This is a genomic window from Exiguobacterium sp. AB2 (genome assembly GCF_000696055.1).
GTDB lineage: Bacteria > Bacillota > Bacilli > Exiguobacteriales > Exiguobacteriaceae > Exiguobacterium > Exiguobacterium alkaliphilum.
In genome coordinates this window covers 1-16165 of record NZ_JNAA01000018.1, presented here as the reverse complement: position 1 = coordinate 16165, position 16165 = coordinate 1, and the positions used below count along the sequence as shown (strand labels likewise).

The following is a 16165-nucleotide window of genomic DNA, read 5'->3' as shown; positions in this document are numbered from 1 at the left end:
TAATGGATTGCAAGGTGGCGATTTGTGGTAAAATACTTGTAAAACTTATGCTAGGAGGGGGCCGAGATGATTATACGAGTAGCTGAACCGAAAGATGCGTATGGAATCGCACGCGTCCGAGTGAACGGTTGGCGGACGACGTATCGGGGCATCGTGCCGACCGATTTTCTATTGAAGTTGTCATCGAACGCGGTTGAGTGGGCCGAGAAGGTCCGCGACGCCCTCTCGCAACGGGAAGTGGACGGATATGTCGCCGTCGTCGATGAAGAAATTGTCGGCTTCGTCCTTTATGGCGCAGAGCGGACAGGGAAGTATCCAGAACATTCGAATGAAGTGTACGCCATCTACGTGCTCGAAGAACATCAAGGGAACGGTCTCGGCTCACGTTTGCTCGAGAAGGCAGTCGAAGCGATGAGTAGCTCAGGGATGATCATCTGGGCGCTCGAGTTGAACCCGCATCGCTCGTTTTACGAGCAAAAACAAGGCGAAGTGATTGACGAAAAAGAGCGCACGTTCGGGGAAATCGCGCTTCGCGAAGTCGCCTACGGGTGGACGAAGGCCAATTATGATGCCATTATCGGTGCTTGAACGGACGTGACCTCGTTGTCGCGTCTTTTTTGACGACTTCCAATCAAAAGGAGAAGATGACTGGATGTATATATACAGTGTGACGAAATACAATCCTGACACGAGAGGGAAGATTGACGAATGGATCGATATGTCATGCATCGGTGACACGTATGACGGGATTGTCTTCACGCTTGAAGAATATCTACGTGTGGAAGCCAATTATATTGAAGTGATTGAGCGAATGATGGATGATTTGGGCGTGAAAACGTTGACCGTCTCCTACCTTGAGCGACGTTTCCATGACTATGCGTATCACCCCTCTTCAAGACGTGCGTTCAATGCGCTCTATCCGATTCGAATGAGAGACATGCGTAAAAAAAATGAAGACAGGCAACGTCCTATCGCGGCGTCACAGTCACATCCCGAACATGCTACGACTCATGTTAAGGAATGGGCTATACGCCGAGTTAGAACATAAGGCGGAAGGCTCAGACGAAGCGTATATGTTCAAAGTGTTCATCGGATACGACTACATGATGGGTGTTCATTCAGCGGTTGATCTCTCGTCACTTCAAGACGAGTTGCGCCAGTTAGCTATGTATCTTGAAGACTAAAGGGGGGGAGGGGAATAGCGTATGAATACGATTCCAGTTGAAGTTTCATTTCGAGCACGAGACGAACCAACAGACAGCTCGCGACGTGTTAAACATCATGACGGACTATGGTCTAGTCATAGACAAATTAGGTTTCTATGAGCCGATCAACACCCCGTTTACAATTGAAACGTTTCTAAAATGGAATAGAATTGGAACAGCATGCTATCGCCTCTTTTATAGATTCTATAAAATACCAACCGTTGAAATCCTATAAAGAAATTGTCTCGGCATTTTTAGTTTTTATCAAAACTGAGAGGAGCTTGTTTATGGACGGTCGAATCGATACGTCATCAAAATGGATTCCGTTTTCTTCTAAGGAGATTTATGAATCATTTCTCGACCCAAGACGACTTGAGAAATGGTTGGCGCCAAAAGGGATGTCCGCGCAGATTGACGTGTTTGACCCACAGGCCGGTGGCATGTATCGTATCGTTTTGACGTATGAAGACGAAACCGTAACTGGGAAGACGTCGTCACATACAGACGTCTCGAAAGGGCGATTCGTCGAGCTCGAAACGAATCAGAAGATTGTCATGGCCGGTACATTCGAGACTGAGGATCCCACATTTTCAGGTGAGATGGTGCAAACATGGTATCTCGAGGAAATTGATGACGGGACCAACGTAACGGTCGTTTGTGAGAACGTACCGAGCGGCATTCGCAAAGAGGACCATTTAAACGGATTAAGAGCGACGTTAGACCAACTTTTGTCGTTTCTTCAGGATAACCGCGATGGATAATTGCTCTATTCGAATGAGGAGATTGTATTGGCATTCTTGCTATTTATAAACCGACATGGAAAAAGGCATAATTAGGCTCCACAAACACAGCCTTTACACCTGCGCGAGCAGGTGTTTTGTCGTTTGTTGACTGCAAGCTGGAATGAAAAGGTTTTCAATTATGAACATTTTAACTAGCGAGAAGAATTTTAGTGAGGGTTATTAAGAAACACAGATTTTGTCCGATATTGTCAGTAACGTGACGAGCGATCGCTCGAGATTGGAGTTGTTTTATGAACCGAAAGTCAACACGCACGATCAGCATCAAACAGAAATTGATTATCATGTCTGCACTCGTTTTACTCATTCCCTCTTTATTGATTGGACTTGTCGCCTATGGTCAGGCGAAACAGAAAATCAAAGATCAAATTTTGCAGTCTGCCCACTTGGGTGTGGAGCGGATGGATGTCGAGATCAACAATTTGATTGGTCCGATTAAAGGTGACGTCGATTTCTTTGCCGAGCGCATCGATGCGACGCTCTACGAGTCGGGAGGTGACAATCTGGCATTAGAAGAGAAGCTCCTCGAGTATTTGGCGACACATCCGAAAGTCACCAACATCTATTATGCATCTGGCGAAGGCGAGATGACCATCTATCCTGAACAGACACTTCCGGATGACTACGACCCGCGGACGCGTCCGTGGTACGAGGCGGCCGAAGCGGCAGCTGGGCAAGTCGTCATCACCGACCCGTACGTCGACGCCGCGTCAGAGAAGATGATGGTCACCTTGTCGCGCGAAGCGACTGATGGACGAGGGGTCATCGCGGTCGATGTCGACGTCAATGACATCGCAGCCGTCGCGGCGAGCATTCAAATCGGGAAAGACGGCTATATCACGATTCTCGACCGGACTGAGCGGTTCGTCACCCATCCGACGCTCGCAGCTGGGGAAGAGGCATCGGGCGACTGGGTCGAACCGCTCTACAGCAAAGAGGCGGACAGCTTCGCCTATACGCTCGAAGGTGACGCGAAACAAATGGATTTCATGACGAACGGACTGACCGGTTGGAAAGTCGCCGGTACGCTTTACGAAGCCGAGATCGACCAAGAGACGGTCGGCATTTTGTGGACGACGCTCGCGGTCATCGCGGGGATGATTCTCATCGCGTCGGCTCTACTCTATTTCGTCATTCGCTCCATCGTTCGTCCGCTCAATCGTTTGACCGCCGGGGCCGCACGCATTCAACAAGGTGATTTGACGGAACAGATTCCGGTTGACTCAAACGACGAAATCGGGCGTGTATCCGAAAGTTTCAATGCGATGACCCAATCTTTGCGTACGATTGTTTCAAGACTTGATGCATCAATCGGTCAAGTGGCGGCATCGTCGCAGGAACTGATGGCCAATTCCGCTCAAAACACGGCGTCCTCTGAACAGATTGCCGGTGCGATTCAACAGATGGCGGCCGGCGCGGACGACTCAAAACGTCAACTTGACGATAATGCCGTCTCACTTCAAGCCATCACTTCGGGAATCATGCGCATCGCAGAGAGTTCGACGGACGTGTCAGAGCTCTCGCGCGAGACGGCGATGGAAGCAGAGGATGGGACCGCTGCCGTGACGAAGAACGTGGCCCAGATGCGCGCCATCGATACGTCGGTCGAATCTTTCGCTCACGTCATCGAGTCGCTGTCAGACCGCTCAAACGAGATTGGGAATATCGTCGACGTCATTAACGGAATCGCGGCGCAGACGAACTTGCTCGCCTTGAACGCAGCAATCGAGGCGGCCCGGGCCGGCGAGAACGGCAAAGGGTTCGCGGTCGTCGCGAGCGAGGTACGGAAGCTCGCCGAACAATCACAACAGTCGACGAAACAGATTGCCCATTTGATTGAACGCATCAAACAAGAGACCGAACAGTCGGTTGTCTTGATGAAAGAAGTGTCGGGTCATACGAAAGCAGGGCTCGAGACGACGGAGAACACAGCGGCCCGGTTCCATAAAATCATGGCCCGGACGCAAGCGATGACCCCGCGCATCGAGGACGTGACGGCGACGGTCGAAGAGATCGCCGCGAACGTCGAAGAAGTATCAGCTGCGGCGACACAAATCGCGCACATCGCCGATGAGAACTCGAGTGCCTCGAAGCAAGTGGCCGCGACGACCGAAGATCAACTCGGTTCGATGGAGGAAGTGTCACAATCCGCGAAAGCACTCGCCGATATGGCAGAAGAACTACAAGAACTCGTTTCACGATTCACGATTTAACGACAAAGCGTCGCGAACTCCAAACTCGGAGAATTGCGACGCCTTTTTTCATTGCTTGCTTGAGACTTGATTCCGACCGTGGTGTTTTGCCGCATATAACGCTTCGTCCGCGTCTTGTAACACTTGCTCGACCGATTTGCCGCCGGCGAACGAACTGACGCCGAACGAGCACGTTACGTGAGGGACTGGCCCGAACGGTTCGTCGTTCACGGTTTGGCGGAGCTTGTCGGCCAAACGGACCCCGTCGGCGAGTGAGGAATGCGGGGCGACGATTAAAAACTCTTCCCCGCCCCAGCGGCCAATCGCATCGGTCTTCCGGATGTTTCGTCGGAGTAGCTGGGCGATTGAGCGTAAGACGAGATCTCCTGTCGGGTGGCCGAACGTATCGTTGACGAGCTTGAAATAATCGATATCGAGCATGATGACCGCGGCATCCGTTGAGGCATCGGGACGCTCGGCCACGGCTATCAACAAGTCGCTCACTTTCTTACGGTTGTACAGTTCGGTCAACGGATCGAGGGAGGACAGCTGTTCCATCCGTTCTTCGTAACGCCGCTGCTCGGTCGCGTCTTCGAGCACGCCGACGCCTCCGGTCACGCGGTCGTTCTGGAAACTTGGCGACATCGTCGTCCGAAGGAAGCGGGCCTGCTCGTTCGAGCGATGGTGCCATCCGGCAAGACGGACCGTCTCGCCTGACAAGACGCGTTCTGCTGCCTCACTCAAATTCAATTGAACAGACGTGCATCGTTCAAATGAAGGGTAATCATGCACGGACAGACCGAGTAGTACGATGAACGCCTCGTTGTAGCTGATGATTCGGCCGGACCGGTCAAATGAGAACAGTCCGACCGGAAGTTCGTCCCATGAGGAAGGATCGATTCGTGCTGCAGTTGCTTCATGTTGGTCTCTAGGATCAGCCATAGGTGACATATGCGCGAACGCATACTTCCTCCTTTCCGAGTGGAAATTGAAAGCTTAGGACGTTCGTATTGATACTTTATACCCTGAATTGGAATTGGATTAGCTAAAAAGATAGAGAAATGTGCTGAATCTAAAAAACTGTCAAGGATTAGTCAAATCGAATACAAAAATTGAGGCACGTGCTGCTAGTCAATCAACGCAGAGAAAAAGAGGATGCGAACGAGGCACCCCCTTTTGTCTTAAGTTGAATCACGTAAAGATGTCGTCCTTATTTTGGAGGAGGATTGCGACCTGTCGTCTCACACGGGGAACGGAATCGTTTCGTTCGTACGCAGTCAACACCGGTTCGATTTCGTCGAGATGCGTCTCGAGGATGCGGGGCGATTGGGTGTCGACATACAACCCACCATGGCCTTCTACACAGCTGACCATCGCTTCAAGCGCGACTAAACTGAACGGCCGTCCACGTTCTAACCAGGCATTCATCCGATGCCACGTCGGCATGCTGACGGCAGCGAGTCTCGCCCAGTTCGAATCGAACGCGTCACAGTTTGACTCGATCCAATCGAGCACGTCAGGCGAACGGAAACGATATAAACATAAGAATGCGACACTCGGAAGTTCTTTCGGTTCAATCGCGTCCAACTTGTCGTAAACGCGTTTCAACCCTTCTTCGGTCGGTAGACTGGTCGCGGTCGCAGAAGCGAGTGAATCGAGTAGCTCTACGTCGACATCATGCCAGAGGCTGCGTACCCAGTCGGCTGCCGGTGTTTGGATGACGTCAGCGACGATTTCGAGCAGACGGGCCTTCACGTCGAGGTTTGGCGTCTGCTCATATCTTGTCTTCAAGGCATCGAGCAGCTCAAGCGCGTCGTGTTGCTTCAAAGCACTGATGACTTCGTCCTCGACATACCACCTCGTTACGGCAAACGAAAGGAGCGCCTCGACATCGGATTGGGCTTGCTCAAGCGAAGGGGGCAAGTCCTGTCTCGTCACGATGACTTCTGTTTCCGGTTGACACGCCGTGCCATCTTCATCGTATAAGTCGTCATGTAGCATCGGCTTAAACGATCCATGTACACTTGCCAAGTTGTACCACTCGATCGGGCGCAAGGCATAGTCCATCAGTCGTTCATGGCACGAGGCGCACAGACGGTACGGTTGAACCGGGTCATCGGTCGTCTCGATGACATCGACTGCTCGGTGCTGACAGGCTTCACATATGGATTGATTTGACAACATACTTCCTCCTATTCATTGTTCACTATTGAAAAGTCCGCTCTCCGATGAGAAGCGGACCATTCTGACATTATAAGATTGGACTGAGCAGGCGTGACACGCCTTCTCGCATCCGGACGGTCCATTTCCGTTCGGCGTAATCTTCGACCGTGTAGCGTCGGCTGACGGCAATATCTGACTCGAACAGCGAGGCGAGCTCGAGGGCGACTTGTTTGTCATAAATGAGGGCGTTCACTTCGAAATTCAAGCGGAAACTTCGGGCATCGAGGTTCGTCGTCCCGACCGTCGCAATCTCATCATCGACGACGAGCGTCTTCGCATGTAAGAAGCCTTGGTCGTACATATAGACGTTCGCCCCGTAATCGAGCAGCTCGCCGAGGAACGACAGCGACGCCCACATGACGAACGGATGGTCCGGTTTCCCGGGAATCATGATGTTCATCTCGACGCCGGAAAGGAGCGCCATCTTGCAGGCGTCCATGAAACTCGCGTCGGGGATGAAATATGGCGTCTGAATGATGACACGATGTTTCGCCGACATGATCATTTTGATCATCATGTTCTTCAAATGCTCCGTGTCCGAGTTCGGACCGCTCGTCACGATTTGCATCGGCGATTTGGTCGAGATGTCGTGCCGGACAAAACAGAACGTGTTTTCCGGGTCGTGCTTATCGTGTCCTGAATAGTTCCAGTCCAAGATGAAACGGTGCTGCAGATGATAGACGACGTCACCCTCAACCCGGAGGTGGGTATCGCGCCAATACCCGAACTTCTCGACGAGGCCGAGATATTCGGTCCCGACGTTGAAACCGCCGACATACCCGATCTTCCCGTCGATGATGACGAGCTTGCGGTGGTTTCGGTTGTTCAGTTTGAAGTTGATGATTCCGAGCGTCGGTGGAAAGAAGACGCGGACCTCACCCTTATGGGCGATCAGTTCTTTAAAATCGGAGTTCCGCAAGCTGCGTGACCCGACGGCATCATACAATAGACGTACTTTGACGCCGGCCTTGGCGCGTTCGATCAATTCGTGGATGAGCGCCTTGCCGAGGGCGTCCCGCTGGATGATGTAATACTGGATATTGATTTCGGTCTCGGCGTTCCGGATGTCATCCATAAGCGCCTTGAATTTCTGTTCCCCATCATGTAAGATGGACGACTTGTTGTGGACGCTGACGAGTGATTTCGAGGAGCGTAGGTTCATCTCGAGCAGTTGCTCATACTTCTCGAATAACGGTTGCTGGAGCGCCGTCTCTTTCCGGCGCAATTGTTCGATTTGACTCTCGACTTGAAGCGAGTGGAACGAACGCTCCTCGACGCTCAAGTTGAAGAAGTTGTCTTTCTTCAATTGGCGTCCTAAAAACAAATAGACGATAAAGCCGAGAATCGGCAAGAAAAATAGGACGAGGAGCCACGCCCAGGTGGCCCCGACGTCACGGCGCTCGGCGAAGATGACAGCGAGCGCGAATAATAAGTTCAACCCAAGGACGACATACAATCCCCAGCTGATAATGACGGACCAATCCATAATCCACTCTCCTAACGACAATTTGAACATCTAGCATTATCATACCTCATTACGGGGAATAGTATGCTATCGAAACAAAGGGGGAGAAACAAGATGCATATAAAACTGGACTGGAAACAAGGAATGGCGTTCGAATCGATGACGCCATCGGGGCACCGGGTCACGCTTGACGCGGGGGAAGACGTCGGCGGATTGAACCTCGGTCCACGACCGACCGAGATGCTTTTACAGGCGACGGCCACATGCACCGGAATCGACATCGTCTCGATTCTTCATAAGATGCGGCTACCACTCGAGACGTTCGAGATGGAGATTGACGGCGTTCGGGCGACGGAACACCCGAAACGGTTCACGGCGATTCACCTTCTGTATGTGCTCAAAGGCGATATGCCCGAAGAACGCGTCCGCCGCGCCATCGAACTATCGGTCGACCGGTATTGCTCTGTCTCACACAGCTTGAACGCGACGTTCACGTACAGTTATCGGTTGAACGGGGGAGAGGTCGTCTTGTTCCGGGCGGATTAATGAAGCAAGATGGTTGAAATCGGTCAGACACGTCCGTTATATTGGTATTTCAAATACTGTATGACTAAGGAGGACGTTATGATTCGACTCGCGACGAAACGCGATGCCTCAAACATCGCGAACTTAATCGAACAACGAGCCGTAGCGCTAAATGAACAAGGAAGCGACCAATGGACGGAATATTTGGAGCAAGATTTGTTGAAACGGGTAGAGACCGACATCGCTAGCGGTGACGTTTATGTATATGAACAAGCAGATGCCATATTGGCCTCGATCGCCTTGCTTCCACCGGACGAGTGGGACCATGCCTTATGGGAAGATGGCGAGCGCGGTCAATATATTCACCGCATCGTCGTCAGCGAACAGTTGAAAGGGCAAGGGGTCGGACAACGGTTGATGCAACACGTCCTCGAAGAAGCGGACGGGGACGAGCCGATCCGTCTCGACTGTGTCGCAGACAACGCGTTTTTGAACGACTATTACCCCCGGTTCGGCTTCGTATATGTCGGCTCGAGGAATGGGTACAATACGTTTGAATACAAGCTCGAGGCGAGCGTCAGTGCATGAGAGGTCAAACGACCTCTCTTTTTGCTATACTAAAGGATGACCGATAGGAGGAGAGTACATGATCAACACGATTTTAGTCGGATTCGGATTCTCGGCGACGACGTTTCATTTACCTTTTTTAAAGGCGTTAGACGAATATAACGTGACGGGTGTCGTCTCATCACGGCCGGACGACGTGAAGCGCGAGTTACCAGATGTGACCGTGTACGCGTCACTCGAGGCGGCAGTCGAGAGTGAGGCGACACTGTTCGTCATCACGACGCCGTCGCATCTACATAACGACATGGTCGAGGCGTGTTTAAAGGCCGGGAAAGACGTCCTCGTCGAAAAACCTGCGTTCTTGAGCGTCAAGGAAGGCGAGAAGCTCCGCGACCTTGAGGCGAACAGTCGAGGCATCGTCAACGTGTTCCATAATCGCCGGACGGACGGAGACTTCTTGACAGTCAAGGCGCTACTTGAAAAGGGGGAACTCGGGGACTGGAAAGTATTCGAGTCCCGATTTGACCGTTTCCGGCCCGCCGTCCGTGACCGGTGGCGGGAGAACGCAGGGCCTGGGTCGGGTATCTTGTTCGACCTCGGCAGTCATTTGATTGACCAAGCGCTCGTCTTGTTCGGTGTTCCAGACCGGGTGCAAGCGGACGTGATGATTCAACGCGACGGAGGGCAATCGGACGACGGCTTCTTCATCACGCTCCATCATGGAGAGAAGCGGGTGTATCTGCGCTCGAATCCGTTCATCGCCGGCGAGGCACCTCGTTTCGAGTTGCACGGGACAAAAGGAAGTTTCATCAAACATGGGCTCGACCCGCAAGAAGCGGCACTGCGGAACGGGAATCTGTCGCCGGACGTCCTCGAGACGGGAACGCTCAGCCAAGACGAGACGAGTGCGGTCGCGATCGAGTCTGGTCGCTACACCGACTTTTACCGGGAACTCGCAGCTAGTTTTATCGCCCGCCGTCCGCTCGTCCCGCTAAGTGACGCGCTCTTGACGACACGAGTCATCGAGCTGGCCCGTTTGTCTTCAGACGAACAACGTACAATCGATTTCTAACCAAAAAAATTCGACGTCCCGTCGGGACGTCCGAATTTTTTATTGTCTGCTTCTTCTGCTTCAATCGTCTTCTCGCTTTGCGAGACGATCGGGAAGTTTTTAAAGAGCTTGCTGCCGACGAGACCGGCGACGATTCCAATCCCGAAGACAATCACAGCCGTCACGGTGACGGTTTGCCAATCGTTGAACCCATACATGACGAGGAGACCAGGGACACCTGCGGCCGAGCCCGGCGCGTTATTGACCATTCCCGTCATCGCGACGACGAGACCGGCCATGGCGCCACCGATAAAGTTGACGCTATAGATTGGAATCGGGTTGGCCGAGATGAGGTCAGCTTGCGTGAGCGGTTCGATCGCGACCGACAACTGGTCTTTTTTCGTCCCGATATTCAAGCGTTTGAACAGTAAAAAGTTCATTGAGATCGATGCTGTCAAGGCGAGCGCGGCGATGGCCATCGGCACGCCAGTCAGGCCGAGCATGGCCGTGAGTGCCATCGAACTAAGTGGTGACGTCGAGACGACCGTCACGATTCCACCGAGGACGAGCCCCATAATAATCGGATTCTGTGTTGCCGCGAGTTCGATGACCGCCCCGATTTGGGCGAGCGTGTTCGAAACGATTGGGTCGACGCCAATCGCGACGAGTCGAGCGAGCGGTGCCATGATGATGACGTAGAAGATCATGTCGACACCGGCCGGTAAGTGTCGATCCATCCGACGACCGACCAATCCGAGGATATATCCGGCGAAGAATCCCGGCAAGATCCCGAAACCAGCGACGGAAAGTCCGAGCATGAGCGCATAGACCGGGTTGATCCCAAGCGCGATGGCGACGAGTGCCGCGGCAGCCGGTCCCGAGAGCGACCCGGCGGCTTGGCCGACCTCTTCATAGAGCGGGAGAGGCAACAGCCCTCCGATCGCATAGGCGTTGAACGCCTCGACCAAGAACGTGGCGATGGCGGCCCCGGCGAGCGCCCCCATCGCTTTCATGCCGAACGGGGCCTTGTAACTGAACAATGTAAAAAGTGCGAGAATCAATAGTAACAGTGCTATCCCTTGTATGATCACCATGGTGTTGTACCTCTTTCTCTCTGTTTGTATTTCTTCTATATTTAAATATTCGATCGCTCCTGTAAAGCTATTTCATCGAACTGACATAAGAAATTCCGATGATAACGTTTCCAATCATATGGTTGGAAAAATATAGTTGGTCAAATATGAAAATGTGCTGAAAAAAAGTGTGAAAATGTGTCAGGATGCGCCGGAGTGGGAAACATGAAGTAGAAGTAGATTTAGATAGAAGGAATTGGAGGAGGAGAAGCAGAGATGGAGATCGAGAATCAAAAGTGGCACGCCCTCGAACCGGACCAGGTGAGGGAGCATCTCGAGACAGACGTCGACAACGGCCTATCAAAAGAGGAAGTGTCGAGCCGTCAAGAAAGATACGGGAAGAACGTGTTACCTGAGAAGGAGAAGACGCCAGAAATCATCAAGTTCTTACGACAGTTTAATGACGTCCTCGTCTACGTCCTTCTCGGTGCCGCCGTCGTGACCGGATTCCTCGGGGAATATATCGACACGATTGTCATCTTGCTCGTCGTGACAATCATCGCGGTCGTCGGGTATCTTCAGGAAAACAAAGCCGAACAGGCACTAGAAGGAATTAAAAAATTGCTTGAGACGAAAGCGAGCGTCATCCGTGACGGGAAACAGATTCAAGTCGATTCGAGTGACCTCGTCGTCGGTGATGTCATGGTGCTCGCGGCAGGAGATAAAGTACCTGCCGACGCCCGCGTCGTTCATGCCGAGAAGTTTAAAGTCGAAGAGTCCGCACTGACGGGTGAAGCGACGACGGTCGAGAAAAAGATTAAAGTCGTACCGGAAGACGCAGTGCTCGGAGACCGGAAGAACATGATCTACTCCGGGACGAGTGTGGCGACCGGCAGTGCGAAAGCACTCGTCACGTCCATCGGAGAAGGCACGGAGCTCGGTCAAATCAACGCCTCGATCGCTGAAGTCGAGACCGTGAAGACACCGCTCATCCGTCAGACGACGAAGTTCGGTCAAACGGTGTCAATCGCCATCCTCGTCATTTCAATCGCCATTTATGCGTTTGGCTATTTCTTCCGTGATTATGACCCGATCGAACTGATGCTGACGACGATCGGTCTTGCGGTCGCTGCCATCCCAGAAGGTCTCCCGGCCGTCATCTCGATTATCCTCGCGCTCGGCGTCCGCAACATGGCCGAGAAGAAAGCGATTGTACGAAGTCTGCCGTCAGTCGAAACGCTCGGTGCCGTTTCCGTCATCTGTACGGATAAGACCGGGACGTTGACGAAGAATGAAATGACCGTCAAACAAGTCGTGACGGCAAACCATGATATCGAAGTGTCAGGGAGCGGGTATGCCCCGGACGGCGACCTCGAGCTTAACGGACAACCGTTCGACCTCGATGATGACCCCTCGATGGTCGATTTGCTCACGGTCGGTAAGACGTGTAACGACGCCCAACTGTATCAAGAGGAAGGCAAATGGGTCGTCAACGGGGACCCGACCGAGGCGTGTTTGTTAACGCTCGCCGAGAAAGCCGAGCAACCGATCGAACGGTTGAAGGTCATCTCGAAGATTCCGTTTGACTCAGAATATAAATATATGGCCACCCTCGTCGACTATAAAGACGAGCGGATGATCTTCATCAAAGGGGCCCCGGATCGTCTGTTTGATATGGCGGAGAGTGCTGATTTCGACCGTACGTATTGGGATGAGAAACGGAAAGAGATCGCCGACCGCGGTCAGCGTGTACTCGGTGGCGGCTTCAAACGTGTCGATTCTTCAAAAGAGACGGTCGACCATGAAGACGTCGAGGACGGAGTCACGTTCCTTGGCCTGTACGGAATCGTCGATCCACCTCGCCCAGAGGCGATTGAAGCGGTCGCGGCTTGTCGTGACGCAGGGATTCGAATCAAGATGATTACCGGTGACCATAAAGACACCGCCGTCGCCATCGCCCGTGAGCTCGGGATGGAAGTCGAAGGGGCACTCGAAGGGAAAGAATTGACGAACATGTCCGACGAGGAGATTAAAGAAGCCTCGGTCCATAACGACGTCTTCGCACGCACGAGCCCGAACGACAAACTGCGTCTCGTCAAAGGGCTTCAACAGAACGGGCTCATCACGTCGATGACCGGTGACGGTGTCAATGACGCCCCGGCTCTGAAACGGGCCGATATCGGGGTTGCGATGGGGATTAAAGGGACGGAGGTCGCAAAAGAAGCGTCGCAGATGGTCCTTGTCGATGACAACTTCAAAACGATTTACAACGCCGTCCGTGAAGGGCGTCGCGTCTACGACAACTTGAAGAAGACGATCCTGTTCCTCTTACCGACGAACGGTGGACAGGCGCTCCTCGTCGCCATGAGCATTTTGCTCGGGGCTTCCGCGCCGCTCAGCCCGGTCCAGATTTTATGGGTCAACATGGTCGTCGCCATCACGCTCTCGCTCGCGATCGCCTTCGAGCCGCTCGAGGAGAGTACGATGAAACGCCCGCCGCGCCCGGCGAACGTGCCGCTCTTGAGTAAGTATTACGTCTTCCGAATCATTTTCGTCTCGATTTTAATTGGGGGAGGGAGCCTCGCTATCAACTATTTACTCGCCGACTATGATTTCTCGACGGCGAAGTTGCAGACGATTACGCTCAACACGATCGTCATGGCCCAGTTGTTCCACTTGTACAACTGTCGGACGGAACTCGCGCCAGCGTTCAATCGCCATTTCTTCGATAACAAGATTGCGTTTCTCGTCTCTGGCCTGTTGATCGCGCTTCAACTGTTCATCACGTATGTGCCGTTCATGCATACGTTGTTCGGAACAGCCGCGCTCGAGCTTAGTGACTGGTTCTTCCCCGTCGTCTTCGGGTTCATCGTCTTTGTCATCGTTGAAATCGAGAAAGCCATCTCGCGTCGCGTGATTGGCAACAAAAACATTCACTGACGTTTCAGAAGTCTGACGCGGTGGAAAGAATGAATTATCGCAAAGGAGGGTTGCTTGATGAAACGTGAAGAATCTCAGCCAGGGGTCCATCCAGACCCGGAGCCAGACGAACAATCCGATCCAGCTAAAAAACCGGCGCCGACCCAACATCCTGACCCGGACCCGGAAGAAGATAACGAATAACAAAAAGGAGAGGACCTTCGATCAGGTCCTCTCCTTTTGCGTTCATTTTTTCTTGACAGCCTTGAACTCATTCATGCGGTCAAACTCTTTTTCGTTGAAGTACTCGACGATGACGAAGTCACCGACCGGGCATTCCCAACGGTCTTTGGCGACTTGGCACTCCTTTAAGCTGACGTTCTCTTCATACATGTCGAGTTCGAGCATGTCTTTTAAAAATTGGTCGACCTTTTTCTCAGGCACTTTATGGTACTCGCTGAGGATGACTTCCTCTTGCTTGTCGTTCGTATGTGTCATGACTTTAAAATAACGCATCGTTTCATTCCCACTTTCTCTTGCACTTTTCTAAGTGCTTTTGTCTCAACGTCCATCATACCTTAATCAAACAACAGAAGAAACACGGACGCCCTAAAACGTAATCTACGCGTCGGGCGTCCGTGTCTTATGCGTGCCGGGGGCGCCTTGTTGGCGCTTCGTTGAACGGCTGCTTATGGCGAATGATGAGCCAAAACAACAATCCGAATAGCGGGATGTATGGGAGTGGCCAGAGGCTCATTTTGTATCGCTTCGCGTCACGGTTCATGAGCGTGATTTGAATGAAGGCGAGTAAGAAAAAGTCGACCGTCATCGTCCGGACGAACTGATTCTGTTCCACGTACGACCAATACGTTCCGACGTCACCGGTCGTCGCGGCTGCGATGAATAACCCGATCGTCACGGCGAGCAAGACGACGCCGAGGATTCGTGTCGGAAGCGGCTTGATTGGTGTCGGATAAGGCGACTGCCGGGCGAAGGCCAAGTAAGGCGCGATGATAAAACCACCGACGACGAAGCCGGTCGCTGCCGGTAAGAGCGGGTTTGGACGTAATTGATTGACCTCCGACCACATAAGTGGGAATAAAGCGAGCGGATATACGCCCAAAATACTGAATAAGGATAAGGAATACCCTTCGTAAACGTCCGTGTTATACGTCAGAAAATCGAGTAAGAACCTGCTCGAGAACGGTTCGTTCGGTCCGAGGACGGCGATGGCAATCGCCACGCCCCAAGGAATCAATAAAAACTTTCTCGTCATGCCAACACCTCACGTCTAATCCTGTTTCAACTAGTATACCCCGTTTTCAAAGAACGAAAAATGAGAAAGTGTCGATTTGACACTCTCTCATTGGTTTTCGCGTGCATAGGATTTAATCATCGTCACGAGCTGTTGCGTCTCTTCCGCGTTCGTATCAAGCATGATTCCGTAGTCATACAGGCTCCCCATCTGACTGCGGTGCCGTACATGGCCCGTCACTTCGATTGCTTGTAGCATCGGGACGAGGTCGAGGGTGACGGTCACCTTCAACCCTTCAGACAAAGGGAAGAGGTAGTCACAACGCAATTTCATACCGTGGGAGCTGATGTTCAACAACATCGCTTCGCCGTCATGCAATTCTTTGTCTTCCCATACGAGGCGGTACGGGATAAAACGAGGATTTGGTAGGATGTAGCGAAAAGTCTCTTGGCGTCGATAACGCATCAATTCACCTCATTTCTCTACTCCATGTATCGGCTAAATCCTAGAAAAGTTAAAGGCTTGAATCTACAAACTCAGCAAGGCGCGGTTTACAGAAATACGAATAGTTTTTATAATAAAGACATGGATTGGGTCGAAGGAGGGAATCGTGTGAACGTCAAGGAGTTACTAACACGTTACTCGATCGACGAGCCCGTCGTTTATGTGAAAAAACGCGGGGAGTGGGTCAAGATGGAACGCTTGCCACCTTACACCATACTCGAGGTCAGCACGACCGAAGACACCATTGAAGCACTCGCCATCGACGCCTACGTTGCGCTCGCCGTCTGTCGAGAGACGTCTACCGTCGAAGACGCAAGACCATATGCCGTCCGACTCAAGATTCGGGCAAAATAAAACGCCACGACTGCTCGTGGCGTTTTCTATTA

At 52.3% G+C, this 16165-nt stretch carries 17 protein-coding genes; 10 read left to right on the top strand and 7 right to left on the bottom strand.

The window, feature by feature from the left end; genetic code table 11:
• Positions 1 to 66: 66 nt before the first annotated feature.
• From DI14_RS02320 to DI14_RS02300, 4 genes are all read left to right on the top strand, one after another.
• Positions 67 to 588: a GNAT family N-acetyltransferase gene (locus tag DI14_RS02320; RefSeq protein ID WP_034804695.1), complete on the top strand. Its 522-nt coding sequence runs from the start codon at positions 67 to 69 to the stop codon at positions 586 to 588.
• Positions 589 to 950: 362 nt separating this feature from the next.
• On the top strand, positions 951 to 1184 hold the full coding sequence (locus DI14_RS15325; RefSeq protein WP_152545855.1) for a hypothetical protein: 234 nt from the start codon (positions 951 to 953) through the stop codon (positions 1182 to 1184).
• A 308-nt stretch (positions 1185 to 1492) separates the two neighbouring features.
• Complete coding sequence (locus DI14_RS02305; protein ID WP_034804693.1) at positions 1493 to 1966, top strand: SRPBCC domain-containing protein; 474 nt, start codon at positions 1493 to 1495, stop codon at positions 1964 to 1966.
• A gap of 272 nt (positions 1967 to 2238) precedes the next feature.
• Positions 2239 to 4218: a methyl-accepting chemotaxis protein gene (locus DI14_RS02300; RefSeq protein ID WP_034804692.1), complete on the top strand. Its 1980-nt coding sequence runs from the start codon at positions 2239 to 2241 to the stop codon at positions 4216 to 4218.
• Between the two features lie 48 nt (positions 4219 to 4266).
• Here DI14_RS02300 and DI14_RS14960 read toward each other — a convergent pair whose 3' ends face one another.
• The 3 genes from DI14_RS14960 to cls all read right to left on the bottom strand — a co-directional run bounded on the left by DI14_RS14960 (position 4267) and on the right by cls (position 7906).
• Entirely contained in the window at positions 4267 to 5139 is an 873-nt protein-coding gene (locus DI14_RS14960) for a sensor domain-containing diguanylate cyclase (RefSeq protein WP_051622507.1), read from the bottom strand.
• A 249-nt stretch (positions 5140 to 5388) separates the two neighbouring features.
• Entirely contained in the window at positions 5389 to 6381 is a 993-nt protein-coding gene (locus tag DI14_RS02290; RefSeq protein WP_034804691.1) for a hypothetical protein, read from the bottom strand.
• Between the two features lie 67 nt (positions 6382 to 6448).
• Positions 6449 to 7906: a cardiolipin synthase gene (gene cls / locus DI14_RS02285; RefSeq protein WP_034804690.1), complete on the bottom strand. Its 1458-nt coding sequence runs from the start codon at positions 7904 to 7906 to the stop codon at positions 6449 to 6451.
• Positions 7907 to 7999: 93 nt separating this feature from the next.
• Here cls and DI14_RS02280 point away from each other — a divergent pair, with 93 nt between their 5' ends.
• The 3 genes from DI14_RS02280 to DI14_RS02270 all read left to right on the top strand — a co-directional run bounded on the left by DI14_RS02280 (position 8000) and on the right by DI14_RS02270 (position 10049).
• Complete coding sequence (locus tag DI14_RS02280) at positions 8000 to 8431, top strand: OsmC family protein (protein WP_034804689.1); 432 nt, start codon at positions 8000 to 8002, stop codon at positions 8429 to 8431.
• Between the two features lie 78 nt (positions 8432 to 8509).
• The gene (locus DI14_RS02275) at positions 8510 to 8998 is read left to right on the top strand and encodes a GNAT family N-acetyltransferase (protein ID WP_034804688.1); all 489 of its coding nucleotides are present in this window, start codon (positions 8510 to 8512) and stop codon (positions 8996 to 8998) included.
• A 58-nt stretch (positions 8999 to 9056) separates the two neighbouring features.
• Positions 9057 to 10049, top strand: coding sequence for a Gfo/Idh/MocA family oxidoreductase (locus DI14_RS02270; RefSeq protein WP_034804687.1), 993 nt, complete (start codon positions 9057 to 9059; stop codon positions 10047 to 10049).
• Here DI14_RS02270 and DI14_RS02265 read toward each other — a convergent pair.
• Positions 10046 to 11122, bottom strand: a complete 1077-nt coding sequence (locus tag DI14_RS02265) for a PTS sugar transporter subunit IIC (protein WP_051622506.1) — start codon at positions 11120 to 11122, stop codon at positions 10046 to 10048. The two genes, DI14_RS02270 and DI14_RS02265, sit on opposite strands and share 4 nt — an antisense overlap.
• A 255-nt stretch (positions 11123 to 11377) precedes the next feature.
• On the opposite strand from DI14_RS02265, the gene DI14_RS02260 reads away from it, so the two are divergent.
• Both DI14_RS02260 and DI14_RS15655 read left to right on the top strand, forming a co-directional pair.
• Positions 11378 to 14041 carry a cation-transporting P-type ATPase gene (locus tag DI14_RS02260; RefSeq protein ID WP_034804684.1) on the top strand — a complete coding sequence of 888 codons (2664 nt, stop codon included), beginning with the start codon at positions 11378 to 11380 and terminating at the stop codon, positions 14039 to 14041.
• Between the two features lie 57 nt (positions 14042 to 14098).
• Positions 14099 to 14224, top strand: a complete 126-nt coding sequence (locus DI14_RS15655; RefSeq protein ID WP_034804681.1) for a hypothetical protein — start codon at positions 14099 to 14101, stop codon at positions 14222 to 14224.
• Positions 14225 to 14266: 42 nt separating this feature from the next.
• Here the strand turns inward: DI14_RS15655 and DI14_RS02250 are convergent, their stop codons facing one another.
• The 3 genes from DI14_RS02250 to DI14_RS02240 all read right to left on the bottom strand — a co-directional run bounded on the left by DI14_RS02250 (position 14267) and on the right by DI14_RS02240 (position 15740).
• Entirely contained in the window at positions 14267 to 14536 is a 270-nt protein-coding gene (locus DI14_RS02250) for a hypothetical protein (protein ID WP_235193371.1), read from the bottom strand.
• Positions 14537 to 14663: 127 nt separating this feature from the next.
• On the bottom strand, positions 14664 to 15296 hold the full coding sequence (locus DI14_RS02245; protein ID WP_034804678.1) for a hypothetical protein: 633 nt from the start codon (positions 15294 to 15296) through the stop codon (positions 14664 to 14666).
• An 87-nt stretch (positions 15297 to 15383) separates the two neighbouring features.
• Positions 15384 to 15740 (bottom strand): PilZ domain-containing protein, encoded by a 357-nt coding sequence (locus DI14_RS02240; protein WP_034804675.1) that lies wholly within the window; start codon positions 15738 to 15740, stop codon positions 15384 to 15386.
• Positions 15741 to 15887: 147 nt separating this feature from the next.
• On the opposite strand from DI14_RS02240, the gene DI14_RS02235 reads away from it, so the two are divergent.
• Positions 15888 to 16133: a hypothetical protein gene (locus DI14_RS02235; protein ID WP_034804670.1), complete on the top strand. Its 246-nt coding sequence runs from the start codon at positions 15888 to 15890 to the stop codon at positions 16131 to 16133.
• Positions 16134 to 16165: the final 32 nt, after the last annotated feature.